The 11,110-nt window shown below is 47.6% G+C and carries 6 protein-coding genes; 1 reads left to right on the top strand and 5 read right to left on the bottom strand.

What is annotated here, in order from left to right; all coding sequences use genetic code 11:
- The 5 genes from HMPREF9144_RS06510 to HMPREF9144_RS06490 form a co-directional block, all read right to left on the bottom strand.
- A partial coding sequence (locus HMPREF9144_RS06510; protein ID WP_040595409.1) for a site-specific integrase occupies nt 1-995 on the bottom strand: 995 nt, incomplete at its 3' end.
- A 12-nt stretch (nt 996-1,007) separates the two neighbouring features.
- Entirely contained in the window at nt 1,008-2,261 is a 1,254-nt protein-coding gene (locus HMPREF9144_RS06505; RefSeq protein WP_040595623.1) for a site-specific integrase, read from the bottom strand.
- A 258-nt stretch (nt 2,262-2,519) separates the two neighbouring features.
- Entirely contained in the window at nt 2,520-7,064 is a 4,545-nt protein-coding gene (locus HMPREF9144_RS06500; RefSeq protein ID WP_006045121.1) for a helicase-like domain-containing protein, read from the bottom strand.
- Between the two features lie 92 nt (nt 7,065-7,156).
- Nucleotides 7,157-9,229, bottom strand: a complete 2,073-nt coding sequence (locus HMPREF9144_RS06495) for a type IA DNA topoisomerase (protein WP_006045120.1) — start codon at nt 9,227-9,229, stop codon at nt 7,157-7,159.
- 20 nt (nt 9,230-9,249) lie between these two features.
- Nucleotides 9,250-10,659: a DUF3945 domain-containing protein gene (locus tag HMPREF9144_RS06490; RefSeq protein ID WP_040595621.1), complete on the bottom strand. Its 1,410-nt coding sequence runs from the start codon at nt 10,657-10,659 to the stop codon at nt 9,250-9,252.
- Nucleotides 10,660-10,856: 197 nt separating this feature from the next.
- Between HMPREF9144_RS06490 and HMPREF9144_RS13525 the strand changes: the two genes are divergently transcribed.
- Nucleotides 10,857-11,110, top strand: a 254-nt coding sequence (locus HMPREF9144_RS13525; protein WP_257009648.1) for a hypothetical protein, incomplete at its 3' end; no start/stop codon positions are given.

The following is an 11,110-nucleotide window of genomic DNA, read 5'->3' as shown; positions in this document are numbered from 1 at the left end:
CATATCTCCTGAATAGTTCTATTGAAATTACTGTTGCTGGGAAACTCTCGAAAGAAAAGCCCCTCCCTTCGTCCGTGGCTCACAATGGCGAGTATTTTCTCGGCAACGGGCAGCAACGGGACAATACTTCTGTTCTGTGTCTTTGTTCGACAGAGCGATATGTACCTACGCCCATCCCCGAATGTATAAACATCGTCCATTCGGAGTTTCTTTAAGTCTGAGAATGCCAGCCCCGTGAAACATCCCAAGAGGAAAATAAGTCTGCAATGGTTATCTGTCGAGCGGTGCGGACGGTAAGCCAAGAGTTTTTGCAGGTCGTCCGCCGTAAGTGCATTGCGCTCGTAGGTAGGCGTTTCTATGTCTATGAGTTCAAAAGGGTCTTCACGAACGTATCGCTCCTGCAATGCCTTGCGAATGACCTGATGCAAGTGGCGTAGGCGGTTGCCGACACTGCTTTCCTTGTTTCCCAAGTCCCGAAGCATAAAAAGGCGATAGTCCTCAAGCAAAGTCTTGTCCACCTCTGTGGGCATACAGTCTGCCCTGTCCCTTACTTGCAGGAAATGAACAAAACTCTTGTAGCTGTCCTTAAAAGCCCTGACAGTTGCCTTGCTTAATGTTCTGCCCTGCAATTCCTCCTTGTATTCACAAACGGATTGATATAGCTCCGTAAGTGTTGGCATGGGGCGACTTTGCTGCATATAACGCTCCTTGAGGTATTCCGCCGTGATATAGTTTTCTTCCCTTAATGTACGTTCATAGAGTGAATGCAAGCACTCTTCTATTGAGTTCAGTTGCAGATTGATGCCGCTTGAATTACCTGTTGTCGCCTTGATGCACCCTTTTCGGGCAAGCCACTCGTCGGGGGAAGTTTGCAACTGCGTGGAAAACGATGAGGACGTTCCATTACAGGTGATACGGCAACGGATTACGCATAGTCCGTCTTCATTGGTCTTGCTTCTATCTATGTAGAATAGTATGGCAAATGTACTTTTCATTGTTCTGCGGTTTTAGTTGGTCAGTTGATAATGTGCGAGTTGTGGAAGTATTTTCTCTATGTCCAGAAAGACACGCTCGGGAGATGTCTCCGCATACACTTGCGTGGTTTTGATTTGACTGTGTCCGAGCATTTTGGAAACGCTCTCAATGGACACGCCCTCCGACAGTGTCATCTGAGATGCGAAGGTATGCCGTGCCATGTGATAGGTCAGCGTTTTCTGAATACCGCAAAGCCGTGCTATCTTTTTGAGGTGTATGTTTACCGTGTCGCATCCGGGTATGGGCAGCAGATACCCCTTGGGCGGTTCGTGTCGGAAAGCCCTCGTGTGAATGCCCCGATAACGCTCGATAATGGCAGCGGCTTCGGGAAGTAGGGGGATGTGGCACACGTTGCCCGTCTTTATTCTCGGCTTGCGTATCCAAGTCATTCCCGCTTCGTGAAAGACGTGCTGCTCCGTCAAGTGATACACGTCGGTATAGGAAAGCCCCGTCAGGCAGGAGAAAAGGAACATATCCCTCGACACTTTTTCATAGCCTTGCAATTTATCTTCTCCCAAGGCTGCGATAAGACCTACCTCCTCCCTTGTGATGTAACGTGGAGTACCCACTTCCCAACGAATGGAATGGTTGATGAAGGGATAGGTGTCAATGATGTGCCGTTTATGCAGGTCTTTGAGCAAGGAAGCCAGCATGGAGAGATAGCCAGCCGAAGTGTTGAGCTTGAATCCCTTTTCTTTGGCGAAGTAGTCCTCCAAGTCTTTGATAAAGGCGATGTCGGCTTTCTGCACGGGAATATCCTCCACACGGTAGCGATACCTGACGAAGTTTGCCAGATGCTTGTGAAAGAGCAACAGGCATTTTAGTCTGCGTTCGCTGCGGTCTATGCCCACACGCTCACGGAAGCGGTCGATATACTCGTCTGTATGATGCAGCAGTCCTTGTGACTCACTGTTCAGTCCGAATACAAGCTCCCGTACTCGCTCTGCCGTGACGCGAGCATCGGATTTACCCGAAAGAGACTCATAAACCTTGTGTATGCTCACCTGAAGGCGGTCAAGTTCCTTGTTTACCGATACGGCTTCGGCACTCTTGCCCAGCAGTCGGTTTTTGCGACTGTCCCACAAACGAGGAGTACACGAGCATTTGCAACTGAACTGTACCATAGAGCGTCCTGCGCTGATGCGTCCCATGATGGGACTTTTTCCGTTTTTGTCCTGCGTACCTCTCTTGAGGTAGAAAAGCAGCTTAAATTTTTCTTTTTCCATTGTTTTTTTGCTTGCAAAATTACACTTCTTTGAGGAACTTTGAACGATGCAAAACATTGATAATGAAAGAGAAAACTCCGTTTTAGTTACCACTTTCAGCCGTCCTTTTCCTTTCATCGTTTTTCGAACGATTTGGTAACTGAACTCCTTCCTTTTCGCTCCCTTTTCTGCCTATTTCCTCAAATGCAACCCGATGAAGAAAAAAGCAATATCCGCTGTATTTCAGTCAGATATGAGTTTTATGCCATTTTCTGCTTTCTACTCCCACACTTCCGCATAAAACGCCGCCAGCTCAGGCACCTTGATAAATGTTCTGAAGCGTTCCTTCTGTATGATGTCATTCGTGATGGAGAACTCATAGTCGGTCGACTTCTTGGCAAAGACTGCTGCCCAAGCATCAAAACTGTTGATGCCCTGCTTTTTCAAAGCCTGCGGACGAAGATACTTGAACAGAAGATACAACTCCGTTAGACTATTTGAAATAGTCGTTCCAGAAAGGAAAGTCGCTCCCAAGTCCTTGCCGGACCTCTCCTGTATGGTACGAATGGCAAAGAGCATGTTTAAGGCACGCTGTGAGCCATCAGGATTGCCCAAGCCCGACACACGGTCGTGGCGGGTGTTGAACATCAGGTTCTTGAATTGGTGCGATTCATCTACAAAGAGGTGGTCGATACCCATCATCTTGAAGTCCACGGCATCGTCTTTTCTTTCGGCGATGCTGTCCTGTATGTTCTGCAGCTTTGCTTCCAGTGTCTGCTTGCGCTTCTCCAAGCCTTTGAGCATCCCACGGGAGATGTCTCTTCCTTGTTGTCGCAACACCTCGAGGTTCTCTTCCACGGAGTCCAGTTCCTTTTGCATAATCGCTTCCTGTATCTCCAATGCCTGCGGTATCATGCCGAACTGTTCATGCGTCAAGATAATACAGTCCCAGTCATTGTTCTTGATGTCGTTGAAGATTCGTTGACGGTTCTGCTTGTTGAAATCGTTCTTGCCCGGATATAGAATCCTTGCATTGGGATAAGCCTTTCTAAAGGTATCGGCAATGTCAAAGACGTTTGCCTTCAGTCCGATAATCATCGGCTTGTTTGCTAGTCCCAATCGCTTCATCTCGTAGGCAGCCGTACACATGATGAGCGTTTTGCCCGCTCCCACCTCGTGGTCGCAGATACCGCCACCATTGGTTTTGAGCATCCACACGGCATCCTTCTGACTCTTGTAAAGGTCGGCAATGCCCAACCTTCTGAGGTCAAGGTCGGGAAACGTCTGGTGCGTACCGTCAAAGTTGGGTCGCACGAAACAGTTGAAAAGACGATTATAACGGTCTGAGAGCTGCTGCTTGAACGTGTCTGGTGTGCGACCGAGCCAATCGACAAAGCCCTGCCTGATTTCCTCTATCTTGGCATTTGCCATTTGGATGGCATGTCCGTCCCTGACTTTGATGGTCTTGGCTTCTCCCGTAACCTTATCCGTCACCTCCTTACTCTTGTTGATGTCGGGAATGGTATTGTGAAGTGCGTGCTTCAGGAGATTGATGCCGTCATAGCGGCGGAACTCCCCCTGTACGGCATACTTGTGCCAGATATTAGCATTCTTTCGGTCGCAGACAATGCTGTACTCGTCCATGTTGGAATGGTAGGATACGCCAATATCCGTCCCGAAGAACTCTGAGGCAAACCTACCATAGACTTTAGCAGGTATCCAGCGTTCACCGAGATTGAAGTCAAGGTCTGCAAAGGGAATGGGTGTTGGCGTGGCTGCACGCAAGGCAGCAAGGCTCTGTTTGGCTTCCTCATGGTCTGGATGATCTAAGAGCCACGACTCGATACGCTCCGCCTTTTCTATTACATTGCCCGAAATGAACTTGTCCGCCACTTCGTAGGCATTCTCTTCGGGATTGTAATAGATGCGACCTTCCAAGGAAGAAATGATGTCGCTTTCCTCCATATCAGGTAAAAGTGAACTCATGTAGTCAAGTTCCACCGCGCCGTACTTGTTGAGCGATGCACCCAAGGCTTCCATCGGGTCTGTGGCAACGGTCAGTTCTGTGGTAGAAAAAGCCGTAGGATGGTCAAAGATGTCCGCCTTGATGTACCTGCCGTTTTCGGAGCGTTCCAAGAAGAGCATTTCCACGCCTGTGGCGTCCATCTTGATGATGTCGGTGTTCGCCTTCTGGTTAAAGTAGCCCCAACGGGATATATAATCATCATACAGGTGGTTGAGCCTGCTGCGGTCTTCTCTGTCTTCTACATGGTTCTCCGCCTCGTAGTCATAGAGACAATGATAGCACTCCCGTATCTCGATATAGGCTTTGAGACGGGAAAGCTGGGCATACGGCAAGTCCATCGGGTTGAAGGTCGGATGTCGCTTTAAGTCAGAAAGAAAGCCTATCTGTCCCTTCTGTACGACAATGGAGCCGTCTCTTAGGTGTGAGTCCGGCGAAGAGAGAAAAGGGCGTGGAGAAGCATCAAACTCCTTTCTGACTTCCGCTATCGGCTGCGGCTTGCGCTCCTCGGCTTCATTCATGAAATCGAAAAGGGACGGCTCACGTGAAGAGGAAGAAGCCGCTTTCCTGCTGCCGTGGGTACGCCGTTGAGGAATGGTCGCTGCCTTTTGTATCTTGGACTCCGATGATTTCTGGGGAGCAGTTTGAGTTATAGGATGGCGCACCTGTGAAGTTCCTGAATTATCCTTGATTTCATTGTTCACACGGGTAACTTCTCTTGTCCAAAGACTGTATTCCTCCGGGGCAAATAGTGACAGCTGCTCCGGTTGTCCGATGTCTTCCATATTATTGTCCACCACCGGATGATGATCGTCGTCAAAGAACACCGTCTGTCCGTTCATCTCTCTTGGGGCTTCAATATCCGTACGGATTTCCTGTGGTTCCTGCTCGTATTGATGATGAAGTGTCAAGGTGGGTACGCCTTCGGGAGCAGGTTCTATAGTCATGGAAGGCTGTTCTGATACGAATTGTTGTGGGGCAGACTCTGATGATGACGGCTGTAATGGAATTGTCTCGCCGTTAGGAACGGTATTTTCCATTATCTGCGTATCGTTCTCAGAAGCAATGGTTACAGTCTCCTTAACCTTATTCTCTGTTTCTGCCTTTGTTATCACTTCTTCCTTGATTTCCTCTGCTACCACTTCTTCTTTGGTATATTGCCCCCTGACTATTTCTTCCAGTTCGGCTATCTCATGCAATTTCTTAGGAGAGAAGTACAGGTCACGTTCAATGCCCAATCCTCTTACTTTCACGCCTTCCATCTCATCGAGGGACATATTGCCAAGCTCCCAGCCATAACCCATCGTGACAGCACCGAAACCAATGCGGCTCTTAGGGTCATATTCCAGAAGGTAGGCTGTGTATGCTCCCATAGGGAAGAAATAGCGTGCATAGGCAACCTTATCGCCAATGAGTTCCTTTTCCGTGCTGTAAAGTTTAGGCAGTTGCTTTCTGATACTGTCGGGCATGAGGTTATAGGCATCGTTTATACCCTTGTCTTCAGTCTTTGTCTTCTCTGTTTCTTCTTCCCGACTTATGGTAATACCCAACTTGCGAAGCTGTTTCTCTGCTTCTGCCTCTCGCTCTGCTTCTGTCATCGGTATACCGGTCTCATATAGTTTACGGTCGATACGTTGTCCCATTTCAAGAGAGAGTTGTGTCCGGAGACTTTCTGCCATTTCCTCAAATCCTCCTGTGAACCGATACTCCCATGCAGGTCTTCCATAAGGGTCTGTACCCATTATGCGCTCTGTGGCAACGGTGCGATGAGATATGTCTTTCCAATCTCCTACAAAAAGAGAGTTATGCTTGAAGACGACAGAAGAGCCTTCTTCCTTGGGAACGGAAACGGTTTCTACGAACTGCTGCTCAATGCCCTCGCTGATTTCTTTACCTGTCTGCTTCTGCAGGACGATGAGGTCACTGCCTACGTCCGTTCCTGCATTGTCTGAAAACATACCCGATGGTAGTCGGAGAGCGGAGATAAGGCGGCTGTTTTGCATGAGGTAACGGCGTATGGCTTCATTGCGGGGACTGTCCAACACGCCCTGTGAGGTGATGAATGCCAGCAAGCCGCCTTCCTTGATGCAGTCCAGACCTTTCACGAAGAAGTAATTGTGAATGGCACGTGTGGACTCACGTTTAAGAGTGTCCTTGCCTTTGCTATACTCTCGGTCATAGATCATGAAATCTCCAAAAGGAATGTTACTTGTAATAAGGTCGTACTTGTCCTTGTCTTCCAGTTCTCCAATAGCTTCAAAAGGCTCGTTGCGAACGAACACATTGCCTTTACCATAGGGGTGCAGGGCTTGGCTGATGCGGGCAGTGAGCAGGTCCTTTTCCATTGCATCTACAACTCCAGCTTGCCTTGCAAAGGTCTCTGCAAAGGCACCCATGCCAGCCGAAGGATCCAAACATCGACGTATGGGTACATTTACAGAAGTGAGAGTATCAGAGATGGCAGAAACGATACGGGTATCGGTATAGAAGGAGGTCAGTACGCTTGCCTTGATGCTCTCCCAGTACCGCTTGGCGGTATTGGCATCTAAGGCTTCACGGTAAATCATCTGTTTGAGCTGCTGTGTCGGCTCGAAGAGATTCTGCTCAGACTTGCTCCAATAGCGTATGTCATCGGGGTTATCTGTGCGGTTGAGTACACATTTCAAGCCACCGAAGCCCTGATAGTTTCGTAAGATACTTTTCTCAGCTTCGGTGGCTTCACGGCGTTCTTTTTCCAGGCGCAAGACCACACGGATAGCCTCCGTGTTGGCTTGCAGGACTTCTTTCTTATTGTATGCCATAAGGTATAACTTCTTCTATTATGAGAATAACCACTCTGATACCAAAGCTTGGTTGTCATGTCAGACTTTAGTATCAGGAATGAAGTAGTATGCTATTTCCGTTTCCTGTTTTGTTCAAATTCAAAGGTGGTAGTATAATCGTCCTTCAAAATCAGACGGGCGTTGAATTTCTTGCCTGCCTTGCTGGTCAGTCCTTTAAGGATAGGTGTACGACCAGAATTTATCAAGTCACGGATATTATCTTCAGAGAGATGTATGCCGCAGACTTCACGAAATACGTGAAAACCACAGGTTTCATGCCTGCACTTGGCTACCTTGGCATAGATGCCGACACTCTGCTGTCCGCACTTTGGACAGAGGTAGACAGGATAGGACTTCTGCTCTGAAGAAAGCGAGAGGAGTTCCTCGCAAATAGTTCCCACGTATGAGTTGATGCCTTGTGAGAACTTATCAGATGGCATCTTTCCTGCTTCAATAGCAGCAAGGGCAAGTTCCCAACTGCCAGTCATCTCCGCATTGGCAATTTTCTTATCTTTGACAATCTCATAGACTGCAAGACCTTTCTCGGTAGGAATGATGGATTTCTTGTCTCTTCGGATATAATCACGGAGAATAAGTGTCTCAATGATGTTGGCACGGGTGGCTGGTGTGCCGATACCGCACTCTGCCATTGCTTTCTTACTCTCTGCATTTTCGACCTCTTTTCCGGCGTTCTCCATAGCAGAAAGCAGTGTTGCTTCTGTGTAGAGGGGTTTAGGTTTGGTCTTATGTTCGGTGATTTCTGCATCGACAAGTGGCAGGATTTCACCTTCAGTCAAGGTCGGCAATGAAGACAAAATCTGTTCATCGCTATCCTCTTTCTTATCTGCTTCCGCTTCTTTATCTTTCTGTACGGCTTTCCAACCTAAAGAGATTTGTCGGCATGCTTTCCAAGTAAAGGTGTTGGTACCGTCAGTAAACCGCACCTGCATACGCTCTTCCTCGGAATCGGGAGAAAAGGCTTCTATGAAGCGATTAACTACCATTTGATAGATAGTTATTTCATCTGTCGACAATCCTGATGGTTTTTCACCAGTCGGGATGATGGCGTGGTGGTCGGTAACTTTGGTATTGTCCACCGAGTGGCGGTTAAGCGGATTTGATAGTGTCTTGCCTATATTGCGGAGCAGGACGGGTACTTCCTCGAAGACATCCTCGCTGATATATCGGCTGCCTGTGCGGGGATAGGTCGTGATTTTCTTCTCATAGAGGCTTTGGGCTATCGAGAGGGTTTTGTCTGCAGAAAAGCCGTGGCGTCTGTTGGCATCTTTCTGCAAGGCAGTAAGGTCGTACAAGAGTGGTGGCGGTGTATGCGTTACCTTTCTTGCGACCGATTCCACTGTAAGCTGGCTCTGACTGCGAAGTGCAGCGAGAGCGGTCTGTGCCGATGCTTCACTCTCATAGTCTTTACCGCCAATGGCTTTCAGCGACAAACCCTCTTTTTCTGTAAGGACGGATAATTTCCAATAGGGTACGGAAGAAAAATCACGGTTCTCTATGTACCGACGGCAGACCATAGCAAGTGTTGGGGTCTGTACCCGTCCCAAAGAATAGCCTCCCCTGCGGGCGATAGACAATGCACGGCTTGCATTGATACCCACGAGCCAGTCGGCTTCGCTTCTTGCCTTGGCGGAATAATAGAGATTGTCGTAATGGCTTCCAGGCTTGAGATTAGAAAGTCCCTCACGAATAGCCTTGTCTGTGAGTGAACTTATCCAAAGGCGGTCGAAAGGCTTTCTACAACCAAGATGTTGGTAGATATAGCGGAAGATAAGCTCACCCTCTCGCCCTGCATCGGTGGCGACAATGATACGATCTGCCTTGTCAAAGCAGGAGCGTATCACCTTGAGCTGTTTTAGTGCTGCTGGATCGGATATATACTCCTTGTTCTTACATACTTGTCGTACCACTAACTGAAAGGGATTGGGACGAATGGGCAGGTCTTCAGCTTTATAGGCAGAAAAACCGTAGGCTTCAGGCATGGCAAGGGCGATGAGGTGTCCCATTGCCCAAGTAACAAGGTAACTGTTGCACTCCATATATCCTTCCTGCTTGCTGTTTGCCCCAACGATATGGGCAATGTCCCTGGCTACCGAGGGCTTCTCGGCAATAACACAAGTTATCATAGTGATAAATGGTTTTAAGGTTACATTCTACGTCCACGGGACTTTTTCTGCTTGTTTTCGTCCTGCTTTTGTTTTTGGGCAGCAGTAGGCTGTGTCTGTCCAGTCTTCAGAGGCTCTTTCACATTCTTCGTGGCTTCATTCGTCTTGCCGTGGTTATTGACAGCTACCTGTGTTTTGTGTTCTTCGGCTACGGCAACCACCTTTTCCTTGCCGGTTTCCTGCTTCTTGTCGGGATTCCATTTATAAAAGCGTGGTCTATTCTGTTCCTTGTCCATGCGAACATATGCGTTGAAAGGTTGTCCCTGCTTGTCCACCATATTCTTTAGATATAGTGTGCGACCGCTATCCAAAGCTTCACGCTGTTTATCTGACAGCTCCAAGCCGCAGAGCTTATGCGGGACGCCTTGCTGCTGTGTCTGTTTGTGTTCCTGTCGTTCTCTTAAACTTTTGTTGTCGCCAAAGATGAACTCAATGCCTTTCTTCTCTGCATTGACCTGAAGCGTGGCATTAAAAGACTTACCACTCTTAGCAGTCATACCTTCCACTTTCACGGCCTTGCCTTCCACAAGGTCTTTATACTGAGCGTCAGAAAGGGTTACACCCTTGATTTCCTTAGGGATGTTCACACGGTCAGCACGCAGGGCTATGATTTCATTCGTCTGCGGATCGATAGATACGTAGGCAGAGAAAGGCTCTCCGTTCTTAGGTGTTACCTCAATGGTCTTGCCAAGATTACCCGTAGCAAGGAGTTGCTCCTTTTCTTCAGGAGAGAACTTGTAGCCCATATAGGGGAAATCAAGCTGTGGTTCTTTTCTCAAAGGATGAATTGCCAAGCCGATATTACCACTATCGTCTGTGCGGAAAGCAAGGCGTGCTTCGGTGTAGATGGTCGTGTCGCCAATGGGAACGGCAATCGTCAAGAGATTGCTCTTCTGCCAATTGAGCATCTTTTCCAATTCTCCACTCTGCTCCAATCGCTCACGGGAAAGACCGAGATTATCGAGTTGCTTCCAATCAACCTTCGACTCATCGATGGCGGTAGCATTCTTCTGCTGGGGCAGATAGTCCTCAAAGGGAATGCCAATCTCAGCCAGCTGCTGCTTGCTTTCGGACTTCTCACGGCTTTGTAACATGGTACGCAGATTGTCCACGCCCTGCTCCACATTGTCTGCCAATACCTTGTACAGCCCAAAATGAGTTGGATTATTGAACTGTTTGAGGAAGTTGGTCATGAAGTTTTTCAAAAGTCCATCCTTATTGTTGAACTTCAAGAACGCTGCCTGATTGGCGGCGACAGCCTCAGTTGTTTTAAGGTTTCCCTTGTCGTCAACACCGGATACGACGGACAACTTGCCCGCTTCCTGCTCATTTTTCACTTCCGTGCGGTCTTCCAGGACCAGCACGTAATTGTCATTGCTGTTTGATTCCATAATCATTTATTATTGAAGATGAATAATTTATTGTCAGAGAACAAAAATATAACTGAATATCAGAATATTAAAGGATTGATGAGAGTATGGGAAAAACAAGGAAAAACAAGGAAAATCAAAAAAAATAAGTTTTTTCTTGGTGGTTACAATTATTTTTCATAATATTGCAACGAGTAACCTTACCTAGTATAATGACTATGACAAGTTATCAAGCATATTTACCAAGTGATTTTAACAGCAATGTTAAGCTGTTGCACAGAAAAAGGTTGATGAATAAAATATATGGAATCATGCTTTTATTGCTTATTCCCTGTATGACGTATGCCCAGGCGGCACCGACTAAATTATGGGGAGAAGTGAAAAACACCTCTGGCGAAGCGATGGACTTTGCCAGTATTGTGGTGATGAATCCTAATCTGCCCAACAAGATACTCGCATCGACATATACAAG

This window comes from Prevotella pallens ATCC 700821 (assembly GCF_000220255.1).
Taxonomy (GTDB): domain Bacteria; phylum Bacteroidota; class Bacteroidia; order Bacteroidales; family Bacteroidaceae; genus Prevotella; species Prevotella pallens.
Note: the sequence above shows the minus strand (reverse complement) of the source record. Positions and strands in the feature narration are given on the sequence as shown.